Below are 16,812 nucleotides of genomic sequence, written 5' to 3'. Positions count from 1 at the left end.
CCGTCCTAGGTCCCGGGTCCTAGACGGCCTTCCGGTTAACCGTGCGTAGGCGCGGCCCCAAGAGAAGGTCAAGAATTCGTTAGGGGCCCGAAGCAACGGAATAGTTGCCCCGGCGCACGAGGTTCAGTCTGCACACATCACGATCACGCACCGCATCCGCCAACTCCGGCCTGGAGGCCCCACCCCATGTCCCACACGACGACCGACGAACCCGCGCGGCGAGCGAGCGGGGCCACCGTCCCGGTGCTCGCGTTCGCGGGCATCGTCGTCGCGGTGATGCAGACCCTGCTGGTCCCGGTCATCAAGGACCTGCCCCGACTTCTGGACACCTCACCCAGCAACGCCACCTGGGTCCTGACCTCCACGCTCCTGTCCGGAGCCGTGGCCACGCCGATCATGGGCCGGCTCGGCGACCTGTTCGGCAAGCGCCGCATGCTGATCGCCAGCCTGTCGGTGATGGTCGTCGGCGCGCTGCTCAGCGCGCTCACCGACGCCCTGATCCCGATGATCGTCGGCCGTACCCTGCAGGGCTTCGCGATGGGCGCGATACCGCTCGGCATCGGCCTGATGCGCGACATGCTGCCCCGTGAGCGGCTCGGCTCGGCGATGGCGCTGATGAGTTCCTCGATCGGCGTCGGCGGCGGCCTCGCGCTGCCCGCCGCGGCCCTGGTCGCCCAGCACACCGACTGGCACGCCCTGTACTACGGCGCCGCCGGCCTGGGTGTCGTCTCCATCGCCCTGACCCTGCTGGTCGTGCCGGAGTCCCCGCTGCGCGCCAAGGGCTCCTTCGACCTGCCGGGCGCGCTGGGCCTGTCGGCCGGCCTGATCCTCTTCCTGCTGCCGATCAGCAAGGGCAGCGACTGGGGCTGGTCGTCGCCCACCACGCTCGGCCTGTTCGCTGCCGCCGTCGTGGTCCTGCTCCTGTGGGGCCTGATGGAGCTGCGCGTCGCGGCCCCGCTGGTCGACCTGCGCACCACGGCCCGCCGCGAGGTGCTGCTCACCAACCTCGCCTCGATCATGGTCGGCGTCTCCTTCTTCGTCATCTCCCTCGTGCTGCCGCAGCTCCTCCAGCTGCCCTCCGAGACCGGCTACGGCCTCGGTCAGTCGATGGTCGTCGCGGGCCTGTGCGTGGCTCCGCTGGGCCTGACGATGATGTTCACCGCCCCGGTCTACGCCCGTCTGTCCGCCCGCTACGGCCCCCGCACCACCCTCATCATCGGCCTGGTGATCATCGGGATCGGCTACGCCGGCGGCCTCGGCCTGATGAGCGCCGCCTGGCAGACCGTCGTCACCTCGGTGCTGATCGGCGCGGGCATCGGCCTCGCCTACTCCTCCCTGCCCGCCCTGATCATCAGCGCGGTCCCGGCCTCCGAGACCGGCGCCGCCAACGGCCTCAACACGCTGATGCGGTCCATCGGTACGTCGGTGTCGAGCGCGGTCATCGGCATGGTGCTCGCCAACACGGCGAACGACGCGGGCGGTGTCGCCGTCCCCACCCTGCACGGCTTCCGCGTCTCCTTCATGATCGCGGCGGGTGCCGTCGCCGTCGGTCTGGTGCTGGCCTTCTTCCTCCCGCGTCGCCCCCAGGCGGTCTCGCAGCTGAGGGCGAGCAGCGAGGAGGACGCGAACCTGGCCCGCGCCGAGCAGGCGCTCGCCGGGACCGGGCAGCCGCCGCACGGCTTCCGCGGCCGGGTGCTGGCCGCCGACGGCGCCCCCGTCCCCCGCGCCAAGGTCACGCTGATCGACCGGCACGGGCGGCAGGCGGGCGCGACCCTCTCCGCCGCCGACGGCAGCTACGCCCTCGCCGTGCCCGCCGAGGGCCCGTACGTGCTGGCCGCCCGGGCCGCGGGCCACGCCCCGCTGGCCCACGCGGCCACCCACGGCGGCGACCGCCAGGTCGACCTGGACCTGTCGCTGCCGGGCGAGACGGTCCCGGCCTGACCCTCCCCGCCCGGCCCTCCCGGCCCCGGCCGGTCCCCGCACCCCCTGTCGCACCGCGCGGCAGGGGGTGCGGCAGCATGGGGCGCCGACGCCGGACCACCCGCGCCACCGGACCGGCGCACCCGCACCCGCACCCGCACCACCGAAAGGCCCTCATGACCGCGGCCCCCGACTCCGTCCCCTCCCTCGCCGCCTCGCCCTCGCCCGATGTCCTCGCCGCCTTCGAGGCCGCGAAGGGGTTCATGCCCGCGCACGAGGGCCTCGCGTTGTACGCGGTGGCCGTGGAGGCGGGCGGCCTCGGGCTGCCGCTGCTGGAGGTCGGCACCTACTGCGGACGCTCCACCGTCCTGCTCGCCGACGCGGCCCGCCGGGCCGGAGTCACCGCGCTCACCGTCGACCACCACCGGGGCAGCGAGGAGCAGCAGCCGGGCTGGGAATACCACGACCCGGAGACGGTCGACCCGGAGCTGGGCGTGATGGACACCCTGCCCACCTTCCGCCGCACCCTGCACCGGGCCGGTCTGGAGGAGCACGTGGTCGCCCTGGTCGGGCGCTCCCCCCAGGTCGCGGCGGTCTGGAACTCCCCCCTGGGCCTCGTCTTCATCGACGGCGGCCACACCGACGAGCACGCGAACGCCGACTACGAGGGCTGGGCCCCGCACGTGGCATACGGCGGGCTGCTGGTCATCCACGACGTCTTCCCGGACCCGGCCGACGAGTTCACCGGGCAGGCCCCGTACCGCGTCTACCTCAGGGCCCTGGCGTCCGGCGCGTTCACCGAGGTCTCCGTGACCGACTCGCTGCGCGTGCTGCGGCGAACCGGCGCGGCGATCCGGGGGCGCGGTTAGAGTCGCTGACGTGTCGTACACAGGCCCGGACTTCGAACCTCCCCAGCCCCGCCGCTCCCCGCTGCGCCGCCCGCTGACCGTGGCGGTCGCCGCGCTCGTGCCCGGGGCGCTGATCGGGTGGGGGGTGTACGCGGCGGTCGGCGGCCCGGACGACGGGGACGGCGGCGGCCGGGCGGGCGCCGTACGGACGTCGGCGGCGCCCTCCGCCAGTGCTCCCGCGTCCGAGGGCGGCGACGCCAAGAAGCCCGCGGGCTCCTCACCCGCCCCCACGTCCCAGAAGCCGTCCGCGTCCGCCTCCCGGCCCCCCGCCTCCGGCGCCCTCAAGGGCAAGGTCGTCGTCATCGACCCGGGCCACAACCCCGCCAACTTCCGGCACGCGTCCGAGATCAACCGCAAGGTGGACATCGGCACGCACCGGAAGGAGTGCGACACGACGGGCACGGCCACCAACGCGGGCTGGCCGGAGGCGAAGTTCACCCTCGACGTGGCCCACCGGCTGCGCACCCTGCTTCAGGAACAGGGCGCGACCGTGAAGCTGACGCAGGACGGCGACCGTCCGTACGGACCCTGTGTGGACGAGCGGGCCCGGATCGGCAACGAGGCGAAGGCCGACGCGGCGATCTCGATCCACGCCGACGGGTCGGGAACCGGCAATCGCGGCTTCCACGTGATCCTGCCGGGCCCGGTGCACGACGGGGCGGCCGACACCCGCACGATCGCGGCGCCCTCCGCGGAACTGGGCAAGCGCGTCGCGGGGAGCTTCGTGCGGGTCACGGGCACCGCGCCCTCGAACTACCTCGGCGACGGCACCGGTCTGGTCACGCGCACGGACCTGGGCGGTCTCAATCTGTCAACGGTTCCCAAGGTGTTCATCGAGTGCGGCAACATGCGCGACAGCACGGACGCGGCCCTGCTGACCAGCGGCAGTTGGCGCCAGAAGGCGGCGCAAGGGATGTCTGAGGGAATCGTGAGTTTCCTGCGCGGGTAGCGATCGGCGTCCCGATCCCTGCGGACAGCCCCGAGGTCCGGACGATAGTGTCCTCCGTACGATGAGGGGCCACCCCCGCGCTTCACACCGGAACCTTTCGGCGCCATCGTGACAGCGACGCCTCTACCGACGACGAGACGACCTACGAAGGACCTGAAGTGAATATCCGCTCGCTCACTCGAGGCGACGGCGTGGTGATCGGAGCAGCGGTGTTGCTGTTGATCGCGTCGTTCCTCGACATCTACTCGATCGACGGTGCGCCGGACAGCGCCGACATCCCCAGCCTGTGGGGCAGTGGCTCGGTCGTGCTCGGTGTCGTCCTGGCGGGCGTCATCGGCGCCGCGCTCGTCGTCGTGAACCGTGCCATGCCGCAGCCCAGGAAGGTGGCCGGTCTCGACCTCGGCCAGTTCGGCACGGCGTTCACGGTCTTCGCCGCGTGGTGCGCGCTCGGCAACATCTTCGACCCGGCGGGCGCCTTCGACAACGACGGGGGCCTGGACAACATCGGCGCCGGGATCGGCCTGATCCTCGCCCTCGTCGCCACGCTGCTCATGGCCGCCGCGGCCGTCGCCACCCCGCTGCTCCCCGCCCTCAAGGGCACCCTGATCCCGGCCCCCCGCCCGGCCGCGCCGCAGCCCTACGGCGGCCAGCCCCAGGGTGGTTACGGCTACCCGGGCGCCCAGCAGCAGCCGTACGGCTCTCAGCCGGGCCAGCCCGGGCACCCGGGTCAGCCCGGTCCGTCCTTCGGCGGGCAGCCGCAGCCGGGGCAGCCCCACCCCGGTCAGCCGCAGGCGCCGCAGCAGGCGCAGGCTCAGCCGGCGGCCCAGCCCGCCGGGGACTTCTCCCCGTTCTGGTTCGCCGTGCCGGTGCCGCGTCCGCTGTTCGCGGAGGACGGCTCCCCGACGCCGATCGCCGAACTGGCGCCGGGTACCTGGTACCTGGCCGTCGAGCAGCGCGGCGCCAACCTGGTCGCGCAGACCCAGGACGGCCGTCGCGGCGTCCTCCAGGACACCTCGGGCATCCAGCGCGGCTGACCGCGCCGACGCTTCCGACGCCTCAACGGCCCTCCGCCCGGACCACGTTCCGGGTGGGGGGCCGTCGGCGTAGGTTTCCTCCGGCCCTGCGGGGCCATACGGAAGGCATGTCTAGATACAGCGGTTCCACCTCCGCGGGCCGGGCCATAGCGATCGTCGCCGACATCATGGCCTTCATCCTCGGCCTGTGGATCCTGATGTACCTGTTGGACGCCAACCGGGCCAACGACCTGGTGCGGTTCGTCCATGACGCGGCCGACTGGCTGGCGGGCTGGTCGCACGACCTCTTCACGTTCGACGAGGCCTGGGCCCGGGTCGTCGCCGGCTACGGACTGGCCGCGGTCGTCTACCTCTTCGTCGGTCACGCCGTCGCCAACCGCCTCGGCCGTCACTGACCGCCGGCCCGGCCGCTCAGACGCAGCAGTCCGGGTCCAGTCCCCTGGGCAGCCGGTCGCCGGCGAAGACCCGGCAGGTGGCCTCGTGGCCGCCGAGCGCGGCGACGGCGAGCAGCAGCGAACCGGCCGTCCAGGTGGTCAGCTCGCGCGGCCATATGGCGTCGTCCTCGAAGACGTAGCCCGTCCAGTACAGGCCGCTGTCGGCGTCCCGCAGGTGCTGGATGGACTGGAGGACGGCGAGCGCGTGGTCGGACTCGCCCACCGCCCACAGGGCGAGCGCGAGTTCGGCCGACTCTCCGCCCGTCACCCACGGGTTGGGGACGACGCAGCGCACCCCGAAGCCCGGGACCACGAAGCGGTCCCAGCTCTCCTCGATGCGGGACCTGGCCTCCGTGCCGGTCAGCGCGCCGCCCAGCACGGGGTAGTACCAGTCCATCGAGTAGCGGTTCTTGTCCAGGAACCGCTCCGGGTGGCGGCGGATGGCGTGCCGCAGCGCGCCCGCCGCCAACTCCCAGTCGGGCTGCGGCTCTTCGCGTTGCTCGGCGATGGCGAGCGCGCAGCGCAGGGCGTGGTGGACGGAGGAACTGCCGGTCAGCAGCGCGTCCGTGGTGTCGGTGCCGTCGTCGTCCCGGCGCCAGCCGATCTGCCCGCCGGGCTGCTGGAGGCGCAGCACGAACTCGACCGCCGCGTGGACGACCGGCCACATCCGCTCCAGGAAGGTGTCGTCGCCGGTGGCGAGGTAGTGGTGCCAGACGCCGACGGCGACGTAGGCGACGAAGTTGGTCTCCCGGCCGCGGTCGGTGACGTCGGCGAAGTCCCCGTCGGCGTAGGCGGCGTACCAGGATCCGTCCTGGTTCTGGTGCCGGGCCAGCCACGTGTACGCCCGCTCGGCGGCCTCGTGTTCGTCGGCCGTGTCCAGGGCCATGGCCGCCTCGACGTGGTCCCACGGGTCGAGGTGGTGGCCGCGGAACCACGGGATCGCGCCGTCCTCGCGCTGGACGGCGAGGATGCCGCGGACGGTCGCGGCGGCCTCCTCGGCGGTGAGGACGCCGGGCAGGACCAGGTGTTCGGTGCGGGGGGTGCGGGGCGTGCCGGGAGTGCGGGGTGAGGTCACGCGGCGTCCACCGGCGGCAGGTGGGGCTTGGTCGCGTAGGCCACGAAGCTCTTGCCGATCAGCGGGTTCAGCGCCTGCTCGGCGACCCGCGTCGCCAGCGGCTTCTTCATGATGTCCCACACCAGCAGTTTGTGGTACGCCCGTACCGGCAGCGCCTTGTCGTTGTCGACGCCGAACGCGCACTTGAGCCACCAGTACGGCGAGTGCAGCGCGTGCGCGTGGTGGGTGCCGTACGGCTTGAGCCCGGCCTCGCGGATGCGGGCGAGGAGCTGGTCGGCCCGGTAGATGCGGATGTGGCCGCCCTCGACCTCGTGGTAGGCGTCGGAGAGGGTCCAGCAGACCTTCTCGGGGCCGTAGCGCGGCACGGTGACGGCGATGCGCCCGCCGGGCTTGAGGACGCGGACCATCTCGGCGAGGACGCCCTTGTCGTCGGGGATGTGCTCCATCACCTCGGAGATGATGACGACGTCGAAGGACTCGTCGGGAAAGGGCAGGGCCAGGGCGTCGCCCTCCATGGCGGTGGCGGTGGCGCCGGCCGGGGCCTCGCCGGCCTCCTCCATCGCCGCGAACCACTTGGCGACCTCGCGGATCTCCTCGGCGTTCCGGTCCAGCGCGACGACCCGCGCCCCGCGCCGGTAGCACTCGAACGCGTGCCGGCCGGCGCCGCAGCCGAGGTCCAGGACGCGGTCGCCCGGGGCGAGCGGGAACCGGGAGAAGTCGACGGTCAGCACGTGGCCCTGCTTTCGGGATAGACGCCGGAGTCACTGGTGGTCGGGGTCGCGGGCACGATCCTCGGCGTGGTCGTGGGGGCGGCGGGGCCGATGGCCTCGCGGTAGCGGGCGACGGTGCCCTCGGCGGCGCGCGCCCAGGTGAAGTGCCGCAGCACGCGTTCGCGTCCGGCGGCGCCGAGCCTGGCGCGCAGGTCGCGGTCGCCCAGCAGCCGGTTCAGCCCGGCGGCCAGCGCGTCGGCGTCGCCCGGCGGCACCGCGAGGCAGGTCTCCCCGTCGGGTCCGGCGACCTCGGGGACCGCCCCGCCGGTGGTGGCGAGCAGTGCCGTGCCGGTCGCCATGGCCTCGGCGGCGGGCAGCGAGAAGCCCTCGTACAGCGACGGCACGCACGCGACCTCCGCCGACCGCACCAGGTCGACCAGTTCGGCGTCCGAGATGCCCTTGACGAACTCGACGGCGCCTTCGAGGCCGTACCGCTCGATCGCCTGGGCTACGGGTCCCTCGGCGGGCCGCTTGCCGACGACGACGAGGTGGGCCCGGGGATGCTCGGTGCGCGCCTTCGCGAGCGCCTCGACGAGGAAGACCAGGCCCTTGAGCGGCACGTCCGCGCTGGACGTCGTCACGATCCGGCCGGGCACCCGGGGCACCGACGGGTCGGGCGAGAACAGGTCGGTGTCGGCGCCGATGTGGACCACGTGGATGCGGTCGTCCCGTACACCGAGGTGGTCGACGATCTCCTGGCGGGAGGTGCCGGAGACGGTGAGCACGGAGGGCAGCCGGCGCGCGACGCGCTTCTGCATCCGGGTGAAGGCGTACCAGCGGCGCACGGAGTAGCGGCGCTTGCGGCTGTCGGCCGCGTCCAGCTCCAACTGCCGGTCGACGGTGATGGGGTGATGGATGGTGGTGACGAGGGGCGCGCCCACGTCGCCCAGCAGGCCGTAGCCGAGGGTCTGGTTGTCGTGGACGACGTCGAAGTCGCCGCGGCGGGCCCGCAGATGGCGGCGGGCACGCAGCGAGAACGTCAGCGGCTCCGGGAAGCCGCCGGTCCACATCGTGCCGACCTCGAGCGCGTCGACCCAGTCGCGGTACTCGCCGCGCTTCGGGGTGCGGAAGGGGTCGGGCTGGCGGTAGAGGTCGAGGCTGGGCAGCTCGGTGAGGGACAGCCGGTCCTCGCGGCCGTCGAGGACGTCCAGGACGGGATACGGCTGGGCCCCGATGACCTCGACGCGGTGGCCGAGGCGGGCCAGTTCACGGGAGAGATGGCGGACGTAGACGCCCTGGCCGCCGCAGAACGGGTTCCCCTTGTAGGTGAGGAGCGCGATGCGCAGCGGTGGCAAGCCGTCGGCGGCGGGCTCCGGACGGGGACCCGTCTGACTGGCCTCGGCGGTCACTTCGGGCCCCCTCCTCACTGCGCTGTCCCGCGACACTACGTCGGGAGGTTAATCTAGAACAAGTTTCAGACTTGATCGTCAGCGGCTTCGAATCTACCGGCAGGTAGCCGGGCTGTGACGAGTGGATCAGGTGATTCACGCCACGGGGGAGAAGGTGAGCGAGGTGGACGATCCGGCAGCGGAGCCAGCCGGTCCGGCGCACCGCCCCTCCGCACCGCCCCTGACCGAGCGGCAGCGGGAGCGCCGCCGCCGCATCCTGCACGCGACCGCCCAGCTGGCCTGCCGGGGCGGCTTCGAGGCGGTGCAGATGCGGGAGGTCGCGGAGTCCTCGCAGGTCGCCCTCGGCACGCTGTACCGGTACTTCCCGTCCAAGGTGCATCTGCTGGTCGCGACCATGCACGACCAGTTGGAGCGGCTGCACGGCACCCTGCGCAAGAGCCCGCCCACCGGCGAGACGGCCGCGGACCGGGTGGCGCAGACCCTGATGCGGGCCTTCGGCGCGTTGCAGCGCGAGCCCCGGCTGGCCGAGGCGATGGCCCGCGCCCTGACCTTCGCCGACCGCAGCGTCTCCCCGGAGGTCGACCAGGTCTCGCGGCAGACCACGGCGATCATCCTGGACGCGATGGGCGGCCTGGAGAACCCGACCCCCGAGCAGCTGTCGGCGGTCCGGGTCGTCGAGCACACCTGGCTCTCGACCCTGATCACCTGGCTCGCGGGCCGCACCTCCCTCGCCCAGGTGCGGGTGGACATCGAGACGGTGTGCCGGCTGATCGACCTGACGGAGGCCGGGAGCGCGGCGGAAGCGGCGCACCGCTGAGGTCCGCCGTTCACCCCAGGTGGGAGCGGACCAGATCCTCGGCCGCGGGCAGCACCGCCAGCTCCCGCGGGTCCATGGTCGGGTTGGCCGCCCGTCGCCGCAGCGCCTCGGCGAGGCCTTCCTGCGTGAGGGCGGACGGATCGGCGAGCAGCGCGGCCAGCATGACTCCGGCGGGCTCGGCCATCGGGCCGCCGACGGCCGCCACCTGGGCGAGGATCACTGCGGACGTGCCCCAGTCCAGCCCGGGGACGCCCTCCTCGGCGTTGGACCAGTCGATCACCCGGGGGCCGTCGGCCGTGAGGATCACGTTGTCCGGGTGCAGGTCCAGGTGGAGGACGCACACGCCCGGGTCGGTGGAGCGGTACGGGGGCACCTCGTGCAGCAGCCGCAGCAACCGGGCGAGCATGCCGCCCGCGTCCCGGGGCGTCAACGCCCCGTCCAGACAGGCCCGCAGCATCGTCGGCCCGAACAGCCGCTCCATGACGAGATCGGTGCGCGGGTCGGTGGGGAGGTCGGTGCGCGGGTCGACGGGGAGGTCGGTGCGCGGGTCGACGGGGAGGTCGGTGTGCGGGTCGACGGGGAGGTCGGTGTGCGGGTCGGTGCGCGGGTCGGCGTGGAGGCCGGCACGCGGGTCGGTGTGCGGGTCGGTGTGCGGGGAAGCCGGTCCCGCGGGCCGGACCCGTGGCACCGGGTAGCCGTGCGCCCGTACGTGTTCCATCACCGCGCCCTCGGCCACCGCGTCGCCGACGCCCTCCCGGTCGCGCCGCAGCACCCACCCCGCGCCCGCCTCGTACACGTCGGCCGTGCGCCCCGCCCCGATCAGTCTCCCCGTCCGCATGCCCGGAACGTATCCCCCGGCCGCGGCTCCCGTCCCGGCCGCCCCTCGGCCCGGACCCCCCGGGCGGGTAAAGTGGCGGCGTCGTCATCACCCGTACGGGGGGAAGCCGGTGCAATTCCGGCGCTGACCCGCAACCGTGAACCGCCCGCCGAGTCCCTCAGGGCTCCCGGACGGTGAGCCGGACTGCCCCGCGCGGATGTGACCGGCTCACGTGCCCGGCGCCCGCCGGCGCACGGGCACCGTCGAGGCATACGGGCCGAGCCGCCGGGGGTGCCCCGTGCTGCCGGGCCCGCACAGGGAAAGGCACCCGCCGATCATGAACGTCCGCCGTCGCAGCAGCGCCGCGGCTCTGGCCGCCATAGCCGTGATCGGCGCCGCCACCGCGCCCGCGGCCGCCGCCGATCCGTCACCGTCCGCCTCCCCGTCCTCGTCCGCGCCGTCCGGGCTGTACGGGACCACCGACCCCCAATACGACGGTGTCTGGCGCCAGTCCCTCGCCCTGCTCGCGCAGGACACGGCGGGCGTGGTCCCGTCCTCGACGGCCGTGAAGTGGCTCACGGACCAGCAGTGCGCGAACGGCGCCTTCGCCCCCTTCCGCGCCGACCCGGCGGTCCCCTGCGACGCCAAGACCATGGTCGACACCAACAGCACGGCCGCCGCCGTCCAGGCGCTGTGGGCGGTCGGCGGGCACGGCGACGTGATCGAGGACGCCCTCGGCTGGCTGAAGTCCGTGCAGAACAAGGACGGCGGCTGGGGCTACAGCCCCGGCACGCCCAGCGACGCCAACTCCACCTCCGTCGTCATCGGCGCCCTGACCGCCACCGAGACGAACCCCGAGGACGTCGAGAAGGGCGGCAAGTCCCCGTACGACGCCCTGCTGACGTTCGCCCTGCCCTGTGCCGAGGACAAGGGCTCGGGCGCCTTCGCCTTCCAGCCCGACAAGGACGGCAAGCTGCTCGCCAACGCGGACGCGACCGCCGCCGGTGTCCTCGGCTCGCTCGGCAAGGGCCTGGTCGCCGAGGCCGCCGGGAAGTCCGACGCCGCCTCGTGCGCCGACGCGGACAAGCCCTCCCGCGAGCGCGCCGCCGCCAACGCCGCCGCGTATCTCACCGACACGCTCGCCAAGGAGGGCCACCTCGTCTCCGCCCTCGGCGGCTCCGCCGACCAGCCCGACTACGGCAACACCGCCGACGCCGTGGTCGCCCTCGCGGCACAGGGCGGCGCGGAGCGGGCGGCCGAGCCGCTGGCCTGGCTGGAGAAGAACGCCGCGAAGTGGGCCGCGGAGAGCGGACCGGCCGCCTACGCCCAGCTGATCCTCGCCGCCCACGCCACGGGCACCGACCCGCGTGACTTCGGCGGCACCGACCTGGTGGAGAAGCTGAACGCGACGGGCCCCGCCCCGCAGGGGACGGCGGCGAGCGACAGCGCGACCACGAGCGAGCAGGCCGGGGACGAGAAGAAGGACGACGACTCCCCCTTCGGCGTCTGGTGGTTCGTCGGCGTCTGCCTCGTCTTCGGCGTCGGCATCGGCTTCCTGCTCAGCAACCGCAACAAGAAGCAGCAGCCGTGACCCGCCGCGTCGTCCTCCTCTTCCTGGCCGCGTTCCTGCTGATCGGGACCGCGGGCCAGGCGCAGGCCGCCGGGTACCGCTACTGGTCCTTCTGGGACCGCGACGGCGGGGCCTGGGTCTACGCCACCCAGGGCCCGTCCCTGGCCCGCCCCTCCGACGGCGACGTGCAGGGCTTCCGCTTCGCGGTGAGCGAGGACTCGGGCGACGCGGCCCAGCCGCGCGGCACGGCGGACTTCGCGTCGATCTGCGCGCACACCCCGGCCGAGGACGGCAGCAAGCGGGTGGCGCTGGTCCTCGACTTCGGTACGGCACCCGACGCCCCGTCCGGCGAGACTCCGCCCGCCCCGCGCACGGCCTGCGCGCGGGTCTCCCCCGACGCGACGACGGCCGACGCCCTGGCCGCCGTCGCCGGTCCCCTGCGCTACGACACCAACGCCCTGCTGTGCGCGATCGCGGGCTACCCGAAGTCGGGCTGCGGGGAGCAGGTGTCGCAGAGGCAGGACTCGACGGCCACGGCCGCGCCGAAGGCCCCAGAGCACACGGAGGCCGCGAAGGACGACGACGGCCCGTCGGTCGGCCTCTACGCGGGCATCGCCGCCGTGGCGGCCCTGGCCGGCGCGGCGGCCTGGCAGGCAAGGCGGCGCAGAAATGCCACCGACTGACCCTGCCCCTGCGGGCAGTCGAGCCGCCGGGGCGATCGGGGTCCCCCCGCGCGAGCACAGCCGCGCGCGGGGGAGGGCAGGCGCTGGGGGTGCCCCCTCCGGGGGAGGCGCCCCGTCGGCACGGGCGGGCGCCCCCACCGCCGCCCGCCACCAGCGCACCGAGTCCCTCCACCCCGGGGCCTGGTGGCTCTGGGCGCTGGCCCTCGGCACCGCCGCCACCCGCACCACCAACCCCCTGCTCCTCGCCCTCCTCATCACCGTCTCCGCCTACGTCGTGATCACCCGCCGCCCCCACGCCCCTTGGTCCCGCTCCTACGGCGCCTTCCTCAAACTCGCCCTCGCCGTCCTCGTCATCCGCCTCCTGTTCACCACCGTCCTCGGCTCCCCCGTCCCCGGCACGCACACCCTCCTCACGCTCCCCGAAGTCCCCCTGCCCGACTGGGCGCGGGGCATCCGCCTCGGCGGCCGGGTCACCGCGGAGGGCCTCACCTTCGCGCTGTACGACGCGATGAAGCTGGCCACCCTCCTCATCTGCGTCGGCGCGGCGAACGCCCTGGCCAACCCCGCCCGCCTGCTCAAGTCCCTCCCCGGCGCCCTGTACGAGATGGGCGTCGCCGTCGTCGTCGCCCTCACCTTCGCGCCGAACCTCATCGCGGACGTCCAGCGCCTGCGCGCCGCCCGCCGCCTGCGCGGCCGCCCGGACCACGGCGTACGGGGCCTGCTCCAGGTGGGGCTGCCCGTCCTGGAGGGCGCCCTGGAACGCTCCGTCGCCCTCGCCGCCGCGATGGACGCCCGCGGCTACGGCCGTGCCGCCCAGGTCCCGGCCGCCGTGCGCCGTACCACCGCCGCCCTCACCCTGGGCGGACTGCTCGGCGTCTGCGCGGGGACGTACGGGCTGCTGACCGCCGCGGGCGGCACGTACGGCATCCCCGTGCTGCTGGCCGGTGCCGCCGCCGCGCTGGGGGGCCTGTGGCTCGGCGGCCGGCGCACGGTCCGCACCCGCTACCGCCCCGACCGCTGGGACGCCCGCGCCTGGCTGGTCACCGCCTCCGGCGCGACGGTCGCCGCGCTCCTGTTCCTCGCCGCCGCCCGCGACCCGGCGGCGCTGCACCCGGGCGTGGTCCCCCTGGTCGCGCCGTCCCTCCCGCTGTGGCCCGCGGCGGCCGTACTCGTCGGTCTGCTCCCGGCGTTCATCACCCCCGCACCCGAGACCGCCGCCGTGAAGGAGCCGTCGTGATCCGCTTCGAGGACGTGTCGGTCACCTACGACGGTGCGGCCGAACCCACCGTCCGGGCCGTGGACTTCGAGGTCCCCGAGGGCGAACTGGTCCTGCTCGCCGGTCCCTCCGGGGTCGGCAAGTCCACCGTCCTCGGCGCGGTCGGCGGCCTCGTCCCGCACTTCACCGGCGGCACGCTGAGCGGCCGGGTCACCGTGGCCGGCCGCGACACCCGCACCCACAAGCCGCGCGAACTCGCCGACGTGGTGGGCACGGTCGGCCAGGACCCGCTGTCCCACTTCGTGACGGACACCGTCGAGGACGAACTGGCCTACGGCATGGAGTCCCTGGGCCTCGCCCCGGACGTGATGCGCCGCCGCGTCGAGGAGACCCTCGACCTGCTGGGCCTGTCCGGCCTCCGGTCCCGGCCCATCGCCACGCTCTCCGGGGGCCAGCAGCAGCGGGTCGCCATCGGCTCGGTCCTCACCCCGCACCCGGACGTCCTGGTCCTGGACGAGCCGACCTCCGCCCTGGACCCCGCCGCGGCCGAGGAGGTCCTGGCCGTCCTCCAGCGACTGGTCCACGACCTCGGTACGACGGTCCTGATGGCCGAGCACCGCCTGGAGCGGGTCATCCAGTACGCCGACCAGGTCGTCCTGCTCCCGGCCCCCGGCGAGGCGCCGCTCATCGGCGCTCCGGCGGACGTGATGGCGGTGTCCCCGGTGTACCCGCCGGTGGTGGGCCTGGGCAGGCTGGCGGGCTGGTCCCCGCTGCCGCTGACGATCCGGGACGCCCGCCGCCGGGCGGCCGGCCTGCGGGTCCGCCTGGCCGACCGGGAGATCCCGGACCACACCCCGCCGCCGTCCGCGCCGCTCCCGGCGCCACCCGCCCTCCGGCCCGCCGTCACCTCCCGTCTGCGCCGCCGCGGTAGGCGCCCGGAGACGGCCGCCGCCCCCGCCCCGTACGCCGCCGAGGTCCGTTCGCTCGCCGTGCGCCGCGACCGCGTCCAGGCGCTGCGCCACGTCGATCTGACGGTCTCCCCCGGCGAGACGGTCGCCCTGATGGGCCGCAACGGCGCCGGCAAGTCGACCCTGCTCTCGGCGCTCGTCGGCCTGGTCGAGCCGTCGGCGGGTTCGGTCCGGGCGGGGGACGCCGTGCCGCACCGCACGGCGCCGCGCGACCTCGTACGGCGCGTCGGCCTGGTCCCGCAGGAGCCGCGCGACCTGCTGTACGCCGACACGGTCGCCGCCGAGTGCGCGGCCGCCGACCGGGACGCGGACGCGACGCCGGGAACCTGCCGCGCCCTGCTCACCGAGCTGCTCCCCGGCGTCACGGACGACACGCACCCCCGGGACCTGTCGGAGGGCCAGCGCCTCACCCTGGCCCTGTCCGTCGTCCTGACCGCCCGCCCTCCCCTCCTCCTGCTGGACGAGCCGACGCGCGGCCTGGACTACGCGGCGAAGGCCCGGCTGGCCGGCATCCTGCGCGCTCTGGCCGCCGAGGGCCACGCGATCGTGCTGGCCACGCACGACGTGGAACTGGCCGCCGAGCTGGCCCACCGGGTCGTGCTGCTCGCCGACGGCGAGGTGATCGCCGACGGTCCGGCGGCGGACGTGGTGGTCGCCTCCCCGTCCTTCGCCCCGCAGGTCGCGAAGGTGCTGGCGCCGAGGAAGTGGCTGACGGTGGCCCAGGTACGGGAGGCCCTGTCATGACCGGGCGCCGTGTCGCCGCCGCGCCCCGCGACCGCCGGGCCCGCGCGGTCCGCCTGGGCCCGCGTTCGGTCGCCGCGCTGGTCCTGGTCAGCGCGGTGGGCGTGGCGGGTTTCGGGTGGCCCTTCCTGGCCCCGCCCAACGCCTCGCTGAACGCGCACGCGCAGGACGCGCCGTGGCTGTTCGCGGGCGTGCTGGTGCTGCTGGTGGCGGTGGTGGCGGCGACGATCTCCGAGTCGGGTCTGGGCCCGAAGGCCGTGGCGATGCTCGGTGTGCTGGCGGCGGCGGGCGCGGCCCTGCGTCCCATCGGCGCGGGGACGGCGGGCCTGGAGCCGATGTTCTTCCTGATGGTGCTCAGCGGCCGGGTCCTCGGCCCCGGCTTCGGCTTCGTGCTGGGCTCGGTCACGATGTTCGCGTCCGCGCTGCTCACGGGCGGGGTGGGGCCGTGGATGCCGTTCCAGATGCTGGCGATGGGCTGGTTCACGATGGGCGCGGGGCTGCTGCCGGGCCCCGACCGCCTGCGCGGCCGCGCGGAGCTGCTGATGCTGGCCGCGTACGGCTTCCTGGCGGCCTTCGCGTACGGCACGGTGATGAACCTCGCGGGCTGGACCTTCATGAACACCCTCGCCTCGAACATCGCCTTCGACCCGGACGCGTCGGTCGCGGACAACCTGGCCCGCTTCCTCGCCTACTGCCTGGCGACGTCGCTGGGCTGGGACGGCGGCCGCGCCGCCATGACGGTCGTCCTGACCCTGGCCCTCGGCACCCCGGTCCTGAAGGCGCTGCGCCGCGCGACCCGCAGGGCGGCCTTCGAGACGCCGGTCACCTTCGAGAAGGCCGACGGGTGAGGCCCCCCACGTGACCCGCTTCACCTACGAAGCGGCTTCGTAGCCGAGCGCGGGTCGGCGGAGGGGCCACACGGCGCCGCGGGTGAGGCGTCAGGCCTCACCTACGACCCCGGTTAGCAAAAGGGACGATTGCGGACGACCGGCTCGCCTGTTTCCCTGAACCGGTCGCCAGGCGCCGACGCCCTCCCGGGCAGCGGCGCCGACGCATGCCGGGCCGGTGTGCGCCGACGTCCCTGTCCCCGAAGAAAGGCCCTCCGTTGACCGCCGCTTCCCTCCTCCGTTCCGTCGCCACCCCGAAGAAGGCCCTCGCGGGTGCCGCCCTGGCCGCGGCCACCTGCGGCTCGCTGATCGCCGCCGCGCCCGCCGAGGCCGCGACGCCGGCCTCCTCGGCACAGGCGACCGCGAAGAAGATGATCGGCGACCCGGCCGAGTTCCAGTGCTTCTCGAAGATCGTCGACCGCGAGAGCGGCTGGAACATCCACGCCACCAACGCCTCCAGCGGCGCCTACGGCCTGGTCCAGGCCCTGCCGGGCTCGAAGATGGCCTCGGCGGGCTCGGACTGGAAGACCAACGCGGCCACCCAGATCGAGTGGGGCCTGGACTACATGAAGGACCGCTACGGCAGCGTCTGCGACGCCTGGAGCTTCTGGCAGTCCAACGGCTGGTACTGACCCGCACCCCACCCCCCATACCGAAGGCGGCGCCCCCTGATC

16 protein-coding genes are annotated in these 16,812 nt (G+C 74.3%); 12 read left to right on the top strand and 4 right to left on the bottom strand.

The genetic code is table 11. From position 1 onward, the window contains the following. The first annotated feature begins 186 nt into the window (after nucleotides 1-186). The 5 genes from ACZ6IM_RS04075 (at nucleotide 187) to ACZ6IM_RS04055 (ending at nucleotide 5,206) form a co-directional block, all read left to right on the top strand. A complete protein-coding gene (locus tag ACZ6IM_RS04075) occupies nucleotides 187-1,941 on the top strand; it encodes an MFS transporter (protein ID WP_052842772.1) in 1,755 nt (584 codons plus the stop codon). Nucleotides 1,942-2,096: 155 nt separating this feature from the next. Continuing rightward, a complete protein-coding gene (locus ACZ6IM_RS04070; protein ID WP_052842773.1) occupies nucleotides 2,097-2,789 on the top strand; it encodes a class I SAM-dependent methyltransferase in 693 nt (230 codons plus the stop codon). Nucleotides 2,790-2,799: 10 nt separating this feature from the next. Further along, nucleotides 2,800-3,777 (top strand): N-acetylmuramoyl-L-alanine amidase, encoded by a 978-nt coding sequence (locus ACZ6IM_RS04065; protein WP_052842774.1) that lies wholly within the window; start codon nucleotides 2,800-2,802, stop codon nucleotides 3,775-3,777. A 158-nt stretch (nucleotides 3,778-3,935) separates the two neighbouring features. Continuing rightward, entirely contained in the window at nucleotides 3,936-4,811 is an 876-nt protein-coding gene (locus ACZ6IM_RS04060) for a DUF5336 domain-containing protein (protein WP_052842775.1), read from the top strand. Between the two features lie 107 nt (nucleotides 4,812-4,918). Beyond that, complete coding sequence (locus tag ACZ6IM_RS04055; RefSeq protein WP_052842776.1) at nucleotides 4,919-5,206, top strand: hypothetical protein; 288 nt, start codon at nucleotides 4,919-4,921, stop codon at nucleotides 5,204-5,206. Nucleotides 5,207-5,222: 16 nt separating this feature from the next. On the opposite strand, the gene ACZ6IM_RS04050 is transcribed toward ACZ6IM_RS04055, so the two are convergent. The 3 genes from ACZ6IM_RS04050 to ACZ6IM_RS04040 are packed head-to-tail and all read right to left on the bottom strand — an operon-like array spanning nucleotide 5,223 to nucleotide 8,439. Beyond that, entirely contained in the window at nucleotides 5,223-6,320 is a 1,098-nt protein-coding gene (locus ACZ6IM_RS04050) for a prenyltransferase (protein ID WP_052842777.1), read from the bottom strand. Then, nucleotides 6,317-7,051, bottom strand: coding sequence for a class I SAM-dependent methyltransferase (locus ACZ6IM_RS04045; protein WP_052842778.1), 735 nt, complete (start codon nucleotides 7,049-7,051; stop codon nucleotides 6,317-6,319). The genes ACZ6IM_RS04050 and ACZ6IM_RS04045 overlap by 4 nt, the downstream gene beginning before the upstream one ends. Further along, nucleotides 7,045-8,439 (bottom strand): glycosyltransferase family 4 protein, encoded by a 1,395-nt coding sequence (locus tag ACZ6IM_RS04040; RefSeq protein WP_052842779.1) that lies wholly within the window; start codon nucleotides 8,437-8,439, stop codon nucleotides 7,045-7,047. The genes ACZ6IM_RS04045 and ACZ6IM_RS04040 overlap by 7 nt, the downstream gene beginning before the upstream one ends. A gap of 154 nt (nucleotides 8,440-8,593) precedes the next feature. Between ACZ6IM_RS04040 and ACZ6IM_RS04035 the strand changes: the two genes are divergently transcribed. Beyond that, nucleotides 8,594-9,256: a TetR family transcriptional regulator gene (locus tag ACZ6IM_RS04035; protein ID WP_469554255.1), complete on the top strand. Its 663-nt coding sequence runs from the start codon at nucleotides 8,594-8,596 to the stop codon at nucleotides 9,254-9,256. A gap of 10 nt (nucleotides 9,257-9,266) precedes the next feature. Here the strand turns inward: ACZ6IM_RS04035 and ACZ6IM_RS04030 are convergent, their stop codons facing one another. Next, entirely contained in the window at nucleotides 9,267-10,094 is an 828-nt protein-coding gene (locus ACZ6IM_RS04030; RefSeq protein ID WP_469554121.1) for a phosphotransferase, read from the bottom strand. A 316-nt stretch (nucleotides 10,095-10,410) separates the two neighbouring features. Between ACZ6IM_RS04030 and ACZ6IM_RS04025 the strand changes: the two genes are divergently transcribed. The 6 genes from ACZ6IM_RS04025 to ACZ6IM_RS04000 all read left to right on the top strand — a co-directional run bounded on the left by ACZ6IM_RS04025 (nucleotide 10,411) and on the right by ACZ6IM_RS04000 (nucleotide 16,770). Beyond that, nucleotides 10,411-11,664, top strand: coding sequence for a prenyltransferase/squalene oxidase repeat-containing protein (locus ACZ6IM_RS04025; protein ID WP_469554120.1), 1,254 nt, complete (start codon nucleotides 10,411-10,413; stop codon nucleotides 11,662-11,664). Continuing rightward, nucleotides 11,661-12,326 (top strand): SCO2322 family protein, encoded by a 666-nt coding sequence (locus ACZ6IM_RS04020; protein ID WP_052842782.1) that lies wholly within the window; start codon nucleotides 11,661-11,663, stop codon nucleotides 12,324-12,326. The genes ACZ6IM_RS04025 and ACZ6IM_RS04020 overlap by 4 nt, the downstream gene beginning before the upstream one ends. Then, nucleotides 12,313-13,563: an energy-coupling factor transporter transmembrane component T gene (locus ACZ6IM_RS04015; protein ID WP_469554118.1), complete on the top strand. Its 1,251-nt coding sequence runs from the start codon at nucleotides 12,313-12,315 to the stop codon at nucleotides 13,561-13,563. Before ACZ6IM_RS04020 ends, ACZ6IM_RS04015 begins: the two co-directional genes overlap by 14 nt. After that, complete coding sequence (locus ACZ6IM_RS04010; protein WP_469554117.1) at nucleotides 13,560-15,254, top strand: ABC transporter ATP-binding protein; 1,695 nt, start codon at nucleotides 13,560-13,562, stop codon at nucleotides 15,252-15,254. The genes ACZ6IM_RS04015 and ACZ6IM_RS04010 overlap by 4 nt, the downstream gene beginning before the upstream one ends. Then, the gene (locus ACZ6IM_RS04005) at nucleotides 15,251-16,099 is read left to right on the top strand and encodes an ECF transporter S component (protein ID WP_052842784.1); all 849 of its coding nucleotides are present in this window, start codon (nucleotides 15,251-15,253) and stop codon (nucleotides 16,097-16,099) included. The genes ACZ6IM_RS04010 and ACZ6IM_RS04005 overlap by 4 nt, the downstream gene beginning before the upstream one ends. 257 nt (nucleotides 16,100-16,356) lie before the next feature. Continuing rightward, nucleotides 16,357-16,770, top strand: a complete 414-nt coding sequence (locus ACZ6IM_RS04000; RefSeq protein WP_052842785.1) for an aggregation-promoting factor C-terminal-like domain-containing protein — start codon at nucleotides 16,357-16,359, stop codon at nucleotides 16,768-16,770. Nucleotides 16,771-16,812: the final 42 nt, after the last annotated feature.

It is taken from the genome of Streptomyces sp. NPDC042336, assembly GCF_055581985.1.
Note: the sequence above shows the minus strand (reverse complement) of the source record. Positions and strands in the feature narration are given on the sequence as shown.

Excerpts from the sequence above, each read along its gene's own strand:
- ACZ6IM_RS04075 (WP_052842772.1), top strand. The coding sequence starts at position 187 with ATGTCCCACACGACGACCGACGAACCCGCGCGGCGAGCGAGCGGGGCC.
- ACZ6IM_RS04070 (WP_052842773.1), top strand. The coding sequence starts at position 2,097 with ATGACCGCGGCCCCCGACTCCGTCCCCTCCCTCGCCGCCTCGCCCTCG.
- ACZ6IM_RS04055 (WP_052842776.1), top strand. The coding sequence starts at position 4,919 with ATGTCTAGATACAGCGGTTCCACCTCCGCGGGCCGGGCCATAGCGATC.
- ACZ6IM_RS04030 (WP_469554121.1), bottom strand. The coding sequence starts at position 10,094 with ATGCGGACGGGGAGACTGATCGGGGCGGGGCGCACGGCCGACGTGTAC.
- ACZ6IM_RS04025 (WP_469554120.1), top strand. The coding sequence starts at position 10,411 with ATGAACGTCCGCCGTCGCAGCAGCGCCGCGGCTCTGGCCGCCATAGCC.
- ACZ6IM_RS04015 (WP_469554118.1), top strand. The coding sequence starts at position 12,313 with ATGCCACCGACTGACCCTGCCCCTGCGGGCAGTCGAGCCGCCGGGGCG.
- ACZ6IM_RS04005 (WP_052842784.1), top strand. The coding sequence starts at position 15,251 with ATGACCGGGCGCCGTGTCGCCGCCGCGCCCCGCGACCGCCGGGCCCGC.